Annotated in this window: 14 protein-coding genes; 8 read left to right on the forward strand and 6 right to left on the reverse strand. The window is 41.5% G+C overall.

The genetic code is table 11. The features are described from left to right. Positions 1–30: 30 nt before the first annotated feature. Together DW039_RS09965 and DW039_RS09970 are read left to right on the forward strand one after the other, a co-directional pair. Complete coding sequence (locus tag DW039_RS09965) at positions 31–3315, forward strand: hypothetical protein (protein ID WP_117704070.1); 3285 nt, start codon at positions 31–33, stop codon at positions 3313–3315. An 86-nt stretch (positions 3316–3401) separates the two neighbouring features. Then, a complete protein-coding gene (locus DW039_RS09970) occupies positions 3402–3863 on the forward strand; it encodes a hypothetical protein (protein ID WP_005833590.1) in 462 nt (153 codons plus the stop codon). Between the two features lie 64 nt (positions 3864–3927). Here DW039_RS09970 and DW039_RS09975 read toward each other — a convergent pair whose 3' ends face one another. Next, the gene (locus DW039_RS09975; RefSeq protein ID WP_005833587.1) at positions 3928–4719 is read right to left on the reverse strand and encodes a nucleotidyl transferase AbiEii/AbiGii toxin family protein; all 792 of its coding nucleotides are present in this window, start codon (positions 4717–4719) and stop codon (positions 3928–3930) included. After that, entirely contained in the window at positions 4716–5519 is an 804-nt protein-coding gene (locus DW039_RS09980) for a type IV toxin-antitoxin system AbiEi family antitoxin (protein ID WP_061412092.1), read from the reverse strand. The genes DW039_RS09975 and DW039_RS09980 overlap by 4 nt, the downstream gene beginning before the upstream one ends. A 303-nt stretch (positions 5520–5822) precedes the next feature. Between DW039_RS09980 and DW039_RS09985 the strand changes: the two genes are divergently transcribed. From DW039_RS09985 to DW039_RS10000, 3 genes are all read left to right on the forward strand, one after another. After that, positions 5823–6776 carry a site-specific integrase gene (locus tag DW039_RS09985; protein WP_117704069.1) on the forward strand — a complete coding sequence of 318 codons (954 nt, stop codon included), beginning with the start codon at positions 5823–5825 and terminating at the stop codon, positions 6774–6776. A 431-nt stretch (positions 6777–7207) separates the two neighbouring features. Beyond that, on the forward strand, positions 7208–10096 hold the full coding sequence (locus DW039_RS09995; RefSeq protein WP_120381899.1) for a hypothetical protein: 2889 nt from the start codon (positions 7208–7210) through the stop codon (positions 10094–10096). 232 nt (positions 10097–10328) lie between these two features. Continuing rightward, entirely contained in the window at positions 10329–10811 is a 483-nt protein-coding gene (locus DW039_RS10000) for a hypothetical protein (RefSeq protein ID WP_117963040.1), read from the forward strand. Between the two features lie 95 nt (positions 10812–10906). On the opposite strand, the gene DW039_RS10005 is transcribed toward DW039_RS10000, so the two are convergent. Beyond that, positions 10907–11467: a porin family protein gene (locus DW039_RS10005; protein ID WP_008661942.1), complete on the reverse strand. Its 561-nt coding sequence runs from the start codon at positions 11465–11467 to the stop codon at positions 10907–10909. 161 nt (positions 11468–11628) lie between these two features. On the opposite strand from DW039_RS10005, the gene DW039_RS10010 reads away from it, so the two are divergent. From DW039_RS10010 to DW039_RS10020, 3 genes are all read left to right on the forward strand, one after another. Next, positions 11629–12126, forward strand: coding sequence for a hypothetical protein (locus DW039_RS10010; RefSeq protein WP_008661945.1), 498 nt, complete (start codon positions 11629–11631; stop codon positions 12124–12126). Between the two features lie 280 nt (positions 12127–12406). Then, entirely contained in the window at positions 12407–13135 is a 729-nt protein-coding gene (gene ric / locus DW039_RS10015; RefSeq protein WP_005824443.1) for an iron-sulfur cluster repair di-iron protein, read from the forward strand. Then, on the forward strand, positions 13132–13491 hold the full coding sequence (locus DW039_RS10020; protein WP_035447724.1) for a DUF488 domain-containing protein: 360 nt from the start codon (positions 13132–13134) through the stop codon (positions 13489–13491). The genes ric and DW039_RS10020 overlap by 4 nt, the downstream gene beginning before the upstream one ends. A 70-nt stretch (positions 13492–13561) precedes the next feature. Here the strand turns inward: DW039_RS10020 and DW039_RS10025 are convergent, their stop codons facing one another. From DW039_RS10025 to DW039_RS10035, 3 genes are all read right to left on the reverse strand, one after another. Further along, complete coding sequence (locus DW039_RS10025; RefSeq protein WP_120137828.1) at positions 13562–15997, reverse strand: DEAD/DEAH box helicase; 2436 nt, start codon at positions 15995–15997, stop codon at positions 13562–13564. A 133-nt stretch (positions 15998–16130) separates the two neighbouring features. Next, positions 16131–16352: a DUF2795 domain-containing protein gene (locus DW039_RS10030; RefSeq protein WP_002558131.1), complete on the reverse strand. Its 222-nt coding sequence runs from the start codon at positions 16350–16352 to the stop codon at positions 16131–16133. A 70-nt stretch (positions 16353–16422) separates the two neighbouring features. After that, positions 16423–16977: a cob(I)yrinic acid a,c-diamide adenosyltransferase gene (locus DW039_RS10035; protein WP_120137829.1), complete on the reverse strand. Its 555-nt coding sequence runs from the start codon at positions 16975–16977 to the stop codon at positions 16423–16425. Between the last annotated feature and the right edge of the window lie 102 nt (positions 16978–17079).

Raw genomic sequence — 17079 nt, forward strand, 5'->3', positions numbered from 1 at the left:
TTTAAATTTATAAATTTAAAGTTTTCAATTATGAACAAAAAGTTTCTAAGTGTAATCCTGTTCAGCGCCTTAATGGTTGGCACTGCAGGAACGTTCACTTCTTGTAAGGACTATGATGATGACATCGAAAACCTGGACAAGAAGACCAGTGACTTGAACACACAGCTTACGACTTTGCAATCTGCTTTGGATGCCGCTAAGTCTGATATCGCTGCTGCCAAGTCTGCTGCTGATGCTGCCAAAGAAGCTGCTGCCACTGCAAAAGCAGAAGCTATACAGGCTGCGGTTGACAAGGTTAATGAGATGTTGAAAGATGCTCCAAGCCAAGAGGCATTAGATGCATTAAAGACTCAAATTTCTGCCATCGAAACAAATTTGGCTACAATTTCAGGTACAGTAGATGCTAATGCAGCTGCCATTGCTCAGTTAAAGATTCAAATGGTTGCTGTTGAAAAGTACAAAGAGCTAATCGATGCTAATGCTGAAGAAATTGACAAAATCAATGTTGCAATTACAGCTATCAACAAAGCAATGGAAGACGTGGCAACTACAGCTGATGTAAAAGCCATAGATGACAAAGTTACCGCTATTGCTGCCCAAATTAGCAGTATCAATGATGGTTTAGTAACTCTGCTTACTAAAGAATTAAGAAGTTTAGTATTCTATCCCGAGCTGTATGTAGGCGGTATTGAGGCTACTGAATATGAAGCGATGCGCTATACGTATAAGAAAACTTCTACTACTACTGAAATAGAGTTTAATGACGAGCACTCGCCGGCCGTAAAATGTGTAATTACAGAACCTGTGGCAAATTGGAACTATGTAGATGACAAAAAAGATGTATTTGCTCCGATTGATACAGTTAAGTATCACATGAATCCTTCAAGTGCATTGATTGATAAGTTGGCTGATCTTAGCTTTGTCTCAAGAGAAACAGAATACATTACACGTGCAAATGACTCCAAGTTGAAATTTAAGGTTGAAAACATGGAGCAAAAGAAAGACGGATTTATCAGTGTAGGATATTCTCTTGATAAGACTGTTATCTATGACAAGAAATACGATAACGCTGAAAAGGGAGAAGCTTCTATTTTTGCTCTGTCCGCCAATGTAAAGAAGGCTGACAAAGACACTACCATTACTTCTGATTACGCAATGGCGTACATTTCTGAGGTAACTCCTATGGCTATTGCTTACAAGAGCAATGACCTTGTTGATGGTCGTGTCAATACTGCCGTTGAATGTTCTACAGCTAATAACCCTGATGAATTATGGACTAGCGTAAAAGATGCAATCACACATGCTCCAACTTTGCAAGTGGCATACGATGAGTCCATTGACTTAAAAAAGGTATTGGCCACCCATTATGATTGGAACACTGAAACAAAGAATAAAGGTACACATAAAATTTGGCCTTACGGTGCAGAAGCCAAATTCGGTTTGAAGTATGACTTTGCTTTAATTCAGTATAAGACCGGTAATAATGTGACTTCTGACAGCAAATATGTACAACAAGACATTACAAGTGGTGTCATCACTCCTTCTATCGTAAATGAAAAGGGTGAAACATTGAATCAACAAGGAATCTCTTCTGTAGGAAAACGCCCGTTGATCCGTGTTCGCGTACTTGATAATCAAGACCGTGTTGTTTTGGTTGGTTACATCAAATTGCAAATCATCAAAGAAGCCGGTTATAAGATTACGGACGAATTCCCGAAAGACGCTAAATTCGGATGCGACGGAGTTAAGCTGGATTTGACTTGGGCTGAAATCTCTTATCAGTTGCTTGAGAATACCGCTACTCAATCCAAAGACGAATTTGATGCTCTCTACAAATTTACTCAGAATAATTCTGTTGGTACACAATTTGAATTGACAAGCAGTAACGAATGGAAGGCTATCACAGATGCCAAGAAGATTTACGGAGAAGTTGAGGAAGTTGCAGATCCTCACGGAACTACCAATACAATTTTGCGTTGGACTCTGTCAATAAGTGATATGCAACGTATTTATCAAGAAAGCGATTCTCACTCAAAGACTATCTACGTAAGATATGAAAGTAAGCAGGGCGAAACAGCAAATGCTCCGATTTACATGCCATTGAAGGCCACTGTTCTGAAGCCGGTAGGTGCTGTTAAGACCAAGATTGCTGAATACTGGTACGAAAATGGTACAACTACTCGTTTGAATGTGGCTTATCCGAAGGATGGCGGTAACACATTGCAGTATGTAGTTGAACTTGATCAGGTATGGGAAGTAGTAGGTGATGCCAACAAACCTCAATTTGGTCCGACTGCAGGTTTTGCTTCTTATACAGATGCTATATTTGCTAAACAAGCTGTCAATAGTGCAGCCGGTGGTTACAAGTACTTCTTTGCAGCTACTAACGACGAGTACGAATTACCTGCAACTGGAACATTAGCTAAACCTGGTTATTTCTTGTATGTTGATAATACAAAGGCGACAGATATCTTCGCAAAACAATATGATGCAAGCTATGACAATACATTGGAATATGCATTAAAATCAGATCAGGGTGTCTATACGAATACAAAACTGTATGCAGGAAAGACCCGTGCAGCCAAAGTAGAAATTGCAGAAATTAATCAAGCAACAGGTAAGATTACATACAAGCAGAATTCTACATCTGAATTCTTGTTGAACTATTATGGTCACTCCAATGCACAGTTGGTTGCACAAATCGGTGTTGTGCCTTATACTCCGTGTGCTATAGCAATGGCTACGCAGAACAGTGTATATCCTGCCAAGTTCTTGCGTCCTATTGATGCCAACCCGGTAGAAGACGGTGAGTTTACTGATGCCGAGGCAAATGGTTCTAAATTGAATATCGCAGACTTGTTCCACTTCTCCGACTGGCGTGATAAGAAGTTTGTTGACTTTGATGCTGATCCGGTGGACTACTCAAACGCTTGGTTGTTTGCATATTATAATGTAAAACAAGTTAAGGTGCTGATTGATAAGATCACTACTGATATGAACGGTCACGATATCAACAACAAGTTGTTGTCTCAGGTGTCAACAAAAGTTAAGTTCTCTCAATTGAATCCATCTGGCGCAGATGTGACTGGTACTGGTGTAACTGTTAGTTTCGCTGCTTACAACAAGCAATCTGCTGGTACGAAAGCAACTTACGATGCTATCAAGGCAGCTATGGGACAAATCAAGTATGAGAACAACGGTAACAACGTAGGTACTTTCAAGGTACGTATTCCGGTTGAGTTCACTTACGATTGGGGCGTTATCCAGAAAGTGTGGGTAGATTGTGTGGTTAAAAACACCATCGGCAACAATTAATGATGTAAATAGTTACATTATACTACACTAATGAAAGAGGGGTATGTTCATGAGGGCATACTCCTCTCTTTATAAATAGAAATGCAATGAAAAAAAGAGTAATAAATCTCACGCTATTTATTGCGACTGTTCTTATCGGTATGAATTCATGTACCAATAGAAAAGCGAGTGTAACAGAAGACGTTTATAATATTAGCTCCCAAGATACGGCTGTTGTCTTGAAATTAGCTTCTTCGTGTATGGACGCTCTGCAAGAAGGCAGAACAGAAGCCGCATTGGAAATGATGTATGTTACACGGAATGATACTCTGATGCCAATCAGTAACGAACAGAAAGTGAACATGGCAAGACGATTCAAGCTTTTCCCTGTATTGGATTATACTCTGGAAAGCTTCGGTTTTTCTCAGTACACCGGAAATGAAGTGAAATTCAGGGTGAAATTTGCTGAAGAAGATGCAGCGGACAATAAGCCTGCTGCTTATACCAGCCTCAGATTCTGTCCGGTGAAGTATAACGCAGACTGGTATCTGACCATCGAATCCGAATAAACGAGGTAGCAATTAATAGGTTGGAGGATGTTTCTGAATAAATATCCTCCTTTCCATAGAATTACTATTGCATGTTTTCTATCAGCCGTTCTTTAACAGCTTTATAGCCTTCAATAGGGTCAAAAGGCTCATCTGGACGAAGAAGCAATTGAGTATCACCCAGAAAATCCGGATCAACCATCTTTTCTTCCATATTAGCAACGAATTGTTTGTATGTGGGAGGTTGCTGAACTGCAAAACTCATGTAGCGATGATAGCAGCGCATGAGTTCGTTTACATCAACTTCTGCTTTTGTCAATGCTACATATAAGTCAAATAAGTCACGCCCTTTTTTACGTTGGTATAATGCTCTCAGTTTCGTGCCCAGAAGTTCATTAAGCCGATAGGTTGTAATCTCACATTCTCCCGTGAACCAACTATTCTCAACTATAAAAGGAATCTTTACCAATCCCAGCTCATTGAAGTGCTCAAAGCAATTAATTTCAATCTTCAATCTTATCTGGATTGTTGGCGGAAACTCTGATTCCATTCTGAACAGCATTGTATTATTATAGCGTTTCTGTTTAGTAACACGATTCGGTAAAAAGTCCAATACTTCTCCTAATCTGAACATAATGGGCTTGATTGGTCCCGGATTTATTTGTACTAAATCAATGTCTTCACTATAGCGTGGCTGTGGAGAAAGATAAAGTTTGTGTAATGCCGTTCCTCCACGAAAGGCTAACTGTGAAGAAAGGAATTCATCACTAAAAATGGCAACCAATGCACGTGAGATGATTAAATCCTGCTCGATTTGCGCATTATCATTCCACGGCACCTGCTTACTCCATTGTATGATAGAGGCTCTGTTAATCATATGTCATCAACTTCTATATTTGTATTTATTTTTATCTTCCAGCGCGTATTCTTCTCCTGGACATCAGCACTATGGCGCGTGCTGAGGAATACGTATTTGAACGTTCTGGTGTATTTGCATAACAAATCATATAAATCATTGGCTCGTTGTTCTTCTTGCAACACTACATCTAAAATGAATCCAAGCCGCTGAATTGCCGCTAAAGAGGTGTATGCAAACAAAGATTCTGAAATCTTCGAAAAGTCTATCAATTCCGACAATTCTTCCAGTATGGTTGCCGCACGTGACAAGCCACCAATATGTTGTTCATATTGTACAAGATCTACAGCCGTCAGCTCTGCATTCGAATAGTATATGGTACCCGTTTCTGAATTTCTTGTTAGAAGAAACTCAGAAGGCATTTTGTTTCTATAATTCCACACCAACAGATTATTCTTTGTAGGAGATACTGAGGACTTAGGCAAAATTGTTGTGACAGAAAACCTCTGTGGACGTTGATGAGCTGAACCGAGAAGCTCTGCTGCATTGAGAAGACTTATATAATAGGGCTTATCCAAATAAGACATCAGTTGGTCAATGTAGTATATAGGAGGAATAATACCTTTTGCCGCATATTGGGGGGGCATAATTACATAGAACCCTCGATATACAGGTACTATGATTTTTTGCGTAGAAAGGCGGAACAAATCATTTTTGATAGATTGTTCTGTTATATTGGGGAAAAATCGTCTTACAGTACTAAAGGAAAATGTAGGTGTTCCCCCAATTTCTAATTCTCTTATCCATTCTCGAATTGACATATCCGTCCTTTTTGGTGCAAAAGTAATCAAAAAACGATTATCTTTGCACTATTTCGGGACAAAATTTAGAATCATGCCAAACAAATTAAATCTCATTAGTTTCAAGTACAAGTTCCAATAAAAGTAATAGGTTGATTTTATTCTAATTTGCTACACTCATAATTTACTTTATCATATCCAACTGTTATTATAAAATATTTAGTCCGATATAACAAAAGTATTCAATGGGAGAGCATTCTTTTTTTTATTTCTCCTCTCAATTGTATATAATTGCAAGATAAATCTTTTATAAATTATTTCGAAATGAGAAAGAATGAAATTACCTTACAGGAGATGTTCTCGACAATCGTTGAAGAACTTCGGGAAAGCGGGAGATGGGGAACGGCACACATCTACCAGGCCTCCTCAAATGCGTTCTCCGCATTCACCAACTACCAGGCGCTGCCTCTGCGGAAGTTAAGCCCTACGGTACTCAAACGCTTCGAAAACCACCTGCGACACAGGAACTGCAGCTGGAATACGGTATCTACTTACATTAAGACAATCCGCTCCACCTACAACAGGGCTGTGGATATGAAGTGCGTACGCTATACTCCCCGGCTCTTCGAACATGTATATACGGGTACACGGGCCGATAGGAAGAAGGCTTTGGAAACATCGGATATCAGCTATCTGGTACGCGAAACGGAAATGGGGATGCAGGAAAAGGCATTTCCCAATAACCTGCAGAAAACCAGGATATTCTTTGTACTCATGTTCATGCTGCGAGGCATTCCGTTCGTCGATTTGGCCTATCTGCACAAGAGGGATTTGCAAGGCAATACACTATCGTACCGCCGCCGAAAAACGGGACGCGCCTTGACAGTGGCGCTTACCCCCGAAGCCATGCAGATGATACGTCTGATGGCCAGCAGGAATCAGGATTCGCCTTATCTATTTCCCATACTGCACAGCGAGGAAGGCACCGAAGCGGCATACCGGGAATACCAGTCGGCACTCAGGGGATTCAACCAGCGGCTGGCTGTACTGCGGCAGTGTCTGGGCATGAAGTCGGCACTGAGTACCTATGCGGCAAGACATACCTGGGCCACAATGGCTTATCATTGTGAAATTCATCCGGGTATCATTTCGGAAGCCATGGGGCACTCCTCCATCACGGTGACAGAAACCTATCTGAAGCCTTTCAGCAGCAGAAAGATTGACGAGGCCAACCAGAGGGTAATTTCTTTTGTAAGAAGCGGAGCGTGTACAGTATAAAAGACGTTACTTCTTTTGATAGGATAGAATAGATTTGTCGCACATTTTCCGGAATCTTCAAAATGAGTTTTGAGGAACGGAATGGCGTTGTCTTTACGGAGCTCCCATCGGTGCTATCAATGGACTGTCATTCAACCTTTTGAACTGAAAGATACATACTTTCATTCTTTGAAAGCCTCATTTCATCCCTTTCCCACTGTCATCTTTCTGGACTTCCAATCCTCTTTCCAATATCCTAACGGGCTGATTTTTACTATTTTGAACAAACCCCACCTATTTTATCCTTATTCCTTGATTATTAATGGAATTAACAGGATTTCATTACCTGCGAAGTAACGGAAAAAACACATATAAAAATGTGAGGAAAAATACTGTAATCGTAGATTTTATTATTTTTCATTTTTTAAATTTATAAATTTAAAGTTTTCATTATGAACAAAAAGTTTTTAAGTGTAATCTTGTTTGGAGCCTTGATGACGGCTACTACAAGTACGTTCACATCTTGCAAGGACTATGATGATGACATCGATAATTTGCAGGAGCAATTGGACAAAAAAGCTACAGCTGAAGACTTGAATAGCAAAGTAAGCGCATTGGAAAGTGAAATTGCTGCTGCTAAGTCAAGTGCAGAAGATGCAGCGAAAAAAGCTCAAGAAGCTTTAGATAAAGCTACAGGAGCTGGTACTGTTACAGATGCTGACTTGGAAGCTCTAAAAACTGATTTAGAAGCTAAAATAGCTAAGTTAGCAGCTTTAAAAGATGTTGAGGAACAAATTGCCAACCTTAAATCTGAACTGACCAATGCTATTGCAGGTAAAGCAAGTCAAGAAGAATTGAAGGCTCTTGCAGAAAAGGTGGCTAAATTACAAAATGAGGCATTAAATCTGATCGGCCGTCAATTGACTAGTTTAGTGTTTAAGCCTGATTTCTATTATCAAGGTATTGAAGCTATGTCTGCGTCTACATTTGCGTATAAGGCTTTGACATTGAAAGTTGTTAATGCTGATGCGGATTTTTCTAAAGATGCGGCAACAATTGCAACTACGCAGTCTTATTTGACTCCAGGATTGACTGCAGATTATCACATGAATCCGTCTACTGTAGATATAAATAATATCGCAGAACTGACATTTATCTCCGATGATAAGAAATACACTAAAGCTGCAGGTGCAGTAGTGAAAGCTGAAGTTATTGGTAAAAGCTTAGCTCCAAACCAACCAGGTGTTTTGAGAGTAAAAGCAAAATTGACTGACGGTAGCATTAAAGACATTGACAAAGATGGACTCGTAACAGTATTGGCTTTGCAAGCTCATTATAAAGATGCCAAAGTAGATACTATAATTACTTCTGATTACGCTGCTGTAAAAGCGCAAGAAATCAAAGATTTAGTATTGGCAAACGCAAAAGTACAACCTAATCATGCTGACGGAGAAGGTCACTTGTATACGACTGCAGCTGAAGCTATTCAGAATGAACCTCAAATTCAAGTTGCATGGAACAGCGAAGGTGTAGATGTTGCTGAATATATTCAAACACACTATACAACAACTACCAATCAAGATATCGCTTGGGATAAAAATGCAAATGAAGGTCTTGTTGAGAAAGATGGTTTCAAGTATATTTATGAATTGGTAGGTTATTTTGCCGGACAAAATGAGACTTCAGAAAGTGCCCATGCAAATTGGAAGGGTGCTATATTGAGACCTCAAATAACCAAAGGTGGTAAGCAACAGGCATTTGGTGCTGAACAAAGCAAAGCAACCATAGGTCGTATGCCGTTGATTCGTGTCATCTTGAAAGATACTGTACAGAACCAAAATGTAGCCGTTGGTTATATTAAAGCTGAAATTACAACAACTCCGGAAGAGAATGAAATTACTGTTATTGATCCGTTCAACTTTACTGAAGGATATACCGTTAATTGCTCTCAAGATAATTTGATTAAGAAATTAACTTGGGATCAAGTGGAAGAACAAATTTTAGCTAAACTTGATATTTCTAAGGAAGAGTTTGAAAATACTTATAAACTTGACGCTACGGATAGCGATGCAAAGCAATTCACTGGGGCAAGTGCAGATGCAGTAGAAGTTGCGAAGAAGATTGGGGTAGTTTCTAAAACAACTGCTGATACGGAAGGCCATATGACAGAAGTATTGCAGTGGACAATAGGAGCTAATGACGCTTATGAACTTTTCACAGAAAAAGCAAGTATAAATGCTGTCGTTCGTTTTGTTAAGGAGAATAGCAATAAAACTGCACACTATGTGTATGTAACATTCAACTGGACACCGAGTCCACGCAATGTTACTCCAGCCGGTACTATTGCCAATACTACAAAACTTGACTATGCTTGGTTTGCAAGTGGTAGTACAGAAGCTAAGAGCGGTTATGATGAAATCCATCAGAACGTAAAAGTACCCAATAAGGGTGAAGGCGCAGATAAGTGTACTTATGTAAATGACCTTTTGAATGTATTTGAAGGCAATAAGGTTACTATCAGTGGAGTAGATGCAGTTTATGCAGATTTCCAAGATAATAAATTAACTAAAACATTCCAGTTCGTTACTCCGCGCATAAAGGATGTTTATGGCGTTTCTAAACATAACAAGTACAGATTATCTGTTTCTACGGATGGATTAACTTTATCTGCAACTAAGCTGGAGAACAATCAACCAACCGGAGCTTCTCAAAAGATAGCAGTAATTAGCAATTCTGCTGTGACATATCAAGAAACTGATTACGCAAAAGATATCTTGAACTATGCTGGTCGCACTGAAATGAAAGATGGTGAAACTCTTTGCGGTCGTGTTAAAGTTGTTGCAACAAACGAATGCAAAAAGGACTTGAAATTGAGCAATTATGAATTTGATGTGAAATTTATACGCCCTATTAATGTAACTTCTAAGGATAATGAAGGCTTGAAAGATGCTATTAATGACGGTGACAAGCTTGACTTCAGCAAGGTATTAGCATTTACGGACTGGCGTAATAACAAGGAACAAAATGAGTTCAGTCCGGAAGGATATAACTACTATACTTACTATGGAGTTGAGAAGATTGAAGTAGATGAAGCTAATATCACAACTAATTTGAATGGTGGAACATTGGGTGAAACATTGTTGAGCTCTAAGAGTAATAATATCGAAATAACATATACTCCGTCTACAGAGCCTATTGATGGTACACATATGGGTATTCTAAACTATAAGAACAATGGTAATGAAGTTGGTAACTACCAAATTCAAGTTCCTGTAAAAGTAACTTATAAATGGGGTGTTATTGAAGTTAATATTGTTATTGATGTTCACGGAACTGTCTAATCATTAGATTAAATAGAAATCTCCAATAGAAAGAGTGCCTTCAAAAGAGGGCACTCTTTTTAATCTATAAAGACGTCTACATATTGAAATTATGTGGTCAGTTCACTTGGAGTGAAGTGAAGAAGCTATTTCTCTTTCATTTTTTCGCTATATATTTTAATATAGCTCCAGCCTATTGATACCAATCATAATAATATGCCCCCAAAATCACCTAACAAAAATAGATAAAAGAATGAAAACGATAAAGTCTTTAAGTATACTGTTGTATGTACTTGTTTTGATGACAGCTTGTAAACAAGAAAAGAAAAGAGTAGAAAGTATTGCCCCCAAAACATCCTCTATCATGGTACTCTCACAGCGAGATACAGCAACTGTGACTGAGCTTGTAAACCGATTCATGACTTTAGCTCAAAATAAAGAGTATGCCGAAGCTGTAGCCATGCTATACAAAATGGATGCTAAAATACCTAATCAAGCACCAGAACCTTTAGATAATGAAGACATGCAACATATTAAAACATTATTTGAACTCTTTCCTATCTATAGATATAAAATTGATAATATACAATTTAAAGAAGCCGAAGATAATGAAGTAAGATGCACCGTTTACTTTACCGAAACTAGAAAGACCAATTGGTACTTTAAACCAGTACGCTATCTAGGGAATTGGAAATTATGCATGAAAGATTCAGGAATGGGTGATAAAGCCATCTGATAAACTTTTCAATTCCCATCAAAAACGCAAGAAAGGCCCTCCTTTTTGTAGGAGAGCCTTTCTTATATTATATTCCACAAATCGTTTTACTACATTTAGAAGAGATACGCCGCAGACACCTGCCAAGTCTTATTCTTGGCACCGATGGCATCACCCGCATTCTTCCACGTAAATGAGTCGCCCATCGGGAGCTGATAGGTCACGCCAACCTGGAGATGCTTCAGCAGCTTCACACCGGCACCCAGATTAAGTGCCACTTGAGCCTTCTTGCGGTCTACGTAATCCTTCTTCTTGAAGTCGAAGAAGAAATCGGGACCGGCAGCTATATAAATACCCAACAAGCTACCCAAGCCAATGGTATATTTCAGATTTACGGGTACTTCCAGTCCTGTTTGCTTCACCTCGTCCTTGCCGCGCTGAGAGAACAGCAAAGCACCATCAACACCCAAGCCTACAATGGGAATGGTAAACTCAGCCATCGGACCAATAAAGAAACCGGTAGAATTATCCTTGTTTCCCTTATATCCGCCATCCCAATCTATTTTCGTCATATTCACACCACCCTTAACACCCCACTTCAATAGTTGGGCCTGGGCAGGCATAGCCATAAACATACAGCATACAGCTATCACGAAAGCACTAAAAATCTTTTTCATAATCAATTGTGTTTAATATTACGGGACAAATATATGCAAATTCTTCCTAAAGAAACAACGTATGTTAGCATTTGTTCATTTACGAGAACAATGAATCACAAAACGCATTACCTTTGCAACCTGAATCAAAGAAAGATACCACACAGATAAAATAAAAAGCTATGATAAAAATCAGAAAGACGCAACCCACAGACATTGCAATCCTTATGGACATCTTTGAACAAGCGAAGCACATCATGCGGAAAGACGGAAATATGCTGCAGTGGAGAGGCAACTACCCTTCCAGGGAAATCGTCATAGCAGACATCGAACAAGGAAACAGCTATGTGTGCACCGACGATACCGAAGAAATTATCGGAACCTTCGCCTTTATCCGTGGAAACGACCCCACATATACGCATATCTATGAAGGAAAATGGGTGGAAGATACGCTTCCTTACGGCGTCATTCACCGGCTGGCAAGTACAGAACACAGCAAAGGAGTGGCCAATGCCTGCCTGCAATGGTGCTACGAACAAATACCCAACCTACGTGCAGATACCCACCGGGACAATCATATCCTGCAATACATACTGAAGAAGCACGGATTCAAATATTGCGGCATCATCCTTCTGGCCAATGGAGACGAACGGCTGGCATTCCAAAAAGTAGAAGGATAGACAAGGAAACCACGAATCTTTCATTTAAAGGAGTTATCAGCCGACAAGTCGGCTTAGGAGTTAAAGCCAATACTCGTGCGTATGTATTCACAGAAGTATCGGCTTTAACTTCTTCAACTCCTGACGGAGCGGAGCGAAGTGATAACTCCTCCAATTCCTTTAAATGAAAGAACCGGGCAAGAAAACTCAAATAATCATAACCCTTCAAACATTATCTGCCATATAATTGTATATATAGCAGGTTTCCACAATGTTGTGGAAAACAAAAACAAGATAACATATGAAGGATTATAAACGTATGACAGTCGGCGAAATCGTAGCCGACAACTTCAACAATGCCGGGATATTTGATAAATATGGCATTGATTTCTGCTGCCATGGTTCCGCACTGCTTCCCGAAGCCAGTAAAACTGCCGGAGCCGATATGGAGAAGGTGATAGAAGAAATAGAGCATCTGGCTCCGACAACCTCCGAAAATATTGATTTCAAGAGTTGGCCTCTGGACTTATTGGTGGACTATATTCTCAAAATCCACCACCGTAATATCCGTACACAAGGTCCCGAGATTGAAGAACTGCTGGATAAAATATGTCGCGTACACGGTGAAAAACATCCGTCACTCTACAATGTGCAGGCTCTCTTTCATGATTCCCTCTCCGACCTCAATGCCCATCTCGACAAAGAGGAACTGGTACTGTTTCCCTACATCTATGAGATGGTAAAGGCTAAGCTGGAAAATACTCCCCTGCCCGAATTCCACTGTGGAAGCATCGAAGCTCCCATATCCGTCATGATGGCAGAACATGACATTGAAGGAGAACGCTATCGCCACATAGAGCATCTGACCAACGGCTATACAGCTCCAGAAGATGCCTGCAACAGTTACCGCCTCGTACTCCAACAGCTTAAAGCATTTGAAGAGGCCTTGCACCAGCACATCCATCTGGAAAATAATATCGTTTTCCCACGCTCCATCAAAATGGAAGCAAAATTAAGAGAACAGCCATGACACAAATCAGAATCAAACGGGTATATGAAGAACCCAATGCAACAGACGGCTACCGTGTATTGGTGGACCGGCTGTGGCCTCGCGGCATAAAAAAGGAACATCTGAAATACGATGTCTGGGAAAAGGATATTACCCCTTCACCTGAATTAAGAAAATGGTTTCACGAAGACCAAGCGGAACACTGGGAGGGGTTTGCAGCCATGTATCGCAAGGAACTGGAAAATTCGGAAGCCGCCCTTAGGTTCATTGACACCATAAAACACCACCATACCATAACCTTACTATATGCTTCCAAAGCACCGATATACAACCATGCACGCATCCTGCAACGGTTTCTGCAGGAGCACTTAGACTAATTACTCACAATCTTTACAGTAAAAGCAAAGATGAACTGTAACTCTGGAAAGGCTGTTCAACGAATTGGTGCTACAAGGACACAAACTTCTTTTTCAAGTCGTCCACTCCCATTCCCGTAAAATAATCCTCGATAAAGTCCCAGCGCTGTTCATCCGTCAGCTTATCTGTTCCGAAGAAGAAAGAGAACAAGTCAATCTGCTCCTGGAATATCTGCTCGTTGGTATCCAGAATCAGATTGCGGTAATCATCGCCAAGCGCAAGTTCCTGCAGAGTTTCGGGGTCATTGAAACGGACAAATACGCAAGGCGTACCGCCACCCTCCACACTGAACGAAAGGCAGTCGAGCATAGAAAGCAGATTAAGCAGCATATTCAAGTCCGAGAAAGGAGTGCAATAAAACAACAGGCGGTCTCCCTTACTGCCCACTATACGTTGGCTAAACAGTTTTTGATAGCGCGACAGAAGCAAATCAAAGCCTTTGGTCACCGTAAAAGAGAGTTCATTGGAATCTTTCTTTTTCACACTGCTGATATAGCTCACACTGCGGCCTTCCTCCGTGCGGCTCTCCAGCAGGGAACCGATAAAGCGTTTGGCAGAGCGCACGTCCATGCCATGCTCGGCAAAGACAGCCCGCAGTTCTTCTTCATCAAAACGTCCTTTCGACTTTATCAATGCCGTTTTCAGCATCATTGTCAGGCTCTTGAACAAGGCATCCATCCGCTCACGGATGACAGTGGCATCTTCCTTTAACAACACCTCATGCTTGCCTACAGATACGGCACGGGCACCTTCCCGCAACGTTCCATTATTCAGCTTCTGTTTGAACTCCTTGTAGCCAAGCTCCGGGAAACGCTCTTCCCAAAGCGCTTCCAGACGTACGACGTAAACCCCGTCCTCCCCTTCTACCTTTGTCAGATAGCTATGGAATTCACGGGCAAAGACATCACCCGTCTTGTCCTGGACATATCCTTCGGTCAACAGATTCTTGGGGCTGATTTCAAGCAGATGCCTTCCATAACGCTGCATCAAATCGTCTTCCAGCCAAAGCAAGGCAGTCTTGATGAGCTGTCCCAACTCTGCTTCATACTCCAGCTTGTTCTTTGTACGCGGCAGTTTCACCACAAACTCGAAATCGGACAAAGACACCATGATTTCCGGTTTCTCCCCTTTCATGCGGTACACTTCCATGAGCTTTCTCAGAATAAGCACCAGCTGTTCCTGGGCAATGTTCCCCGTCTGATGCAGACGCTTCATATAATAGAAATCCCGTTCATGGTAGTCGGTAGCGGCAATGCCATGTATCTCCGTATCACGCGCGGCACGCCCTATCTCCTGAATATAGTCGACAAACGTACTGGATGGCGCCACATGGTATACACGGTCTATATCACTGATGTCCACTCCCATACCAAAGGCTTTCGTAGCCACAATCAGTTTCTTGGTCCCTTCCTTGAACTCCTGCACAATGGCAGCTTTCTGTTCCTTTTCCTTCTTGCCATAATAGGAAGCCACCAGACGCCAGTCTGCCGGCTTCACCCACGTCTTCAGGCGCATGTCGATGCCACCCGCAAAAGGATAATAGAGCAATGTCTTGTGTCCGTCCAGGAAGTCCTCGACCCGCGCAGCCACCACGCGCTGCTTTGCCTTGTCGTATGTCTCCCCGTCCTCCATCTCCATCTGACGGATGTCAAAGCCAATATTCCGGCGCTTCACCGTACCTACATAAAGCACACAAGGCTCCATCTGCAAGGAACGGATAGTCTCGAATATCATGTCATTGCCCCCTTTGGGATTCCAGACAGCCGTAGCGGTCAATGCAAACAACGGGAAATTATAGCCGAGAGTCTGTTTCAAAGCAGTCAGGTAGCGCCCCAAGAACCAGTAGTCCACACGGAACTCCTTGCCCCATGTCGTTACCGTATGCGCCTCATCGACCACCACCAGACCGATGCGGCGCTCGCCTACAAAATGCTTGATGTCGTAAGAGAGAAGCAATTCCGGCGAGAGATAGAACAAATCAATCTCCCCCTCACGCACCTGCCGGTAAACCTCCATCTTCTGTTCCGGCGATAAATCGGACGAGGCGTATGCCACACGCGCATACCCCAGTTCCTGCAGACTTTCCACCTGGTCTACAATCAACGCCTTCAAAGGGGAAACCACAATGGTAAGCAGATTATACTCCTTCCCCAAATAGATGGCAGGAAGCTGGAACAACAAGGATTTTCCGGAGCCGGTAGGGGCAGTCAACAATATATTGTCTACCTGCGTTTCACTTTTCCAAGCCTTTTCAGCCTCCAGTATAACGTTCTCTATCAGCTGTCCCTGCGAAATGCAGAGTTTCTCTTTTCCCTTGGACAAGTCATCGTAAATCTCAAGATTACGAAACTGTTCGTAGCCGTAAGTCTCCTTTAAAATCGTGTTTATGGTTTCGCGGCAGTTTTCAGGCAGATACCTTCCCTTCAAATCCGGTAACCGGCGTGTCGTTGCTTCTTGTACATTCATTATTATTGTAGTGTGGGGGTATTAAAAAGAAAAGAAGTAATTCTTCAACCATAGTTATCGGTTTTGGAATTACTTCTCCCTATGTTTCAAAATATTACCAGACATACCGGTAAGTTTTTTCTTTTAAAGCGTATCAATATTCCTCCTCATTGAAGAAAAAGTCCTCTTTGCTGGGATAATCGGGCCAAATATCTTCTATGCTTTCATAAATCTCGCCCTCATCTTCCATTTCCTGCAGATTCTCAATCACTTCAAGCGGAGCACCCGAACGCATGGCATAATCTATCAATTCATCCTTAGTTGCCGGCCAAGGAGCATCTTCCAATTTAGATGCTAATTCCAATGTCCAATACATAGTCTCTAGTATTAAAATTGTGAATATTAAGTCCTATTTCTATTTTTCGGCAAAAGTATAACAATTTATTTCACTTGCAACTATTATTCCAAAATATTTCACCTTTTTTGTCGTCTTGATTCATTTTACGGGAAAGGACGAACAAATAATCAGACAAACGGTTCACGTAAGCCAGTAATTCCGAAGAGATTTCCACTTGTTCGGCCAGAGCAAGAATCCGACGCTCTGCACGACGGCAAACCGTACGGCAAACGTGGCAGACTGCCGCACCGCGACTTCCGCCGGGAAGAATAAAGGCTGAAAGAGGAGGTAAAAGAGTATCCAAACGGTCTATCTCCCGCTCCACCATTTCCACCTGCTCCGAGCTGATGATACTGGCTTCTTTCAGCTCCATTTTCTCCCGGTCTGTGGCCAGATGAGAGCCTACGGCAAAAAGTCTGTCTTGCACTTGCTGCAGAAAATCTTTATCCTTTCCGTCAAGCAGGTACGTGATGAGAAGACCCAGATTGGAATTCAGCTCATCCACCGTACCGTATGCCTCAAGGCGGATATGCGTTTTAGGTACACGGGTTCCGCCTACAAGAGAGGTGGCTCCTTTATCTCCGGTTTTGGTGTATATCTTCATAAGGAATTAATGTTTAGGGGTTAGGGATTAATGTTTAGCAGCCAGTAAGTGGAGCTAAGCACTAATCACTAACCGCTAATCACTATTGAAACGCCTAAAGAT

The sequence above is a fragment of the Bacteroides sp. AF39-16AC genome (assembly GCF_003602735.1).
GTDB classification, from domain to species: domain Bacteria; phylum Bacteroidota; class Bacteroidia; order Bacteroidales; family Bacteroidaceae; genus Bacteroides; species Bacteroides uniformis.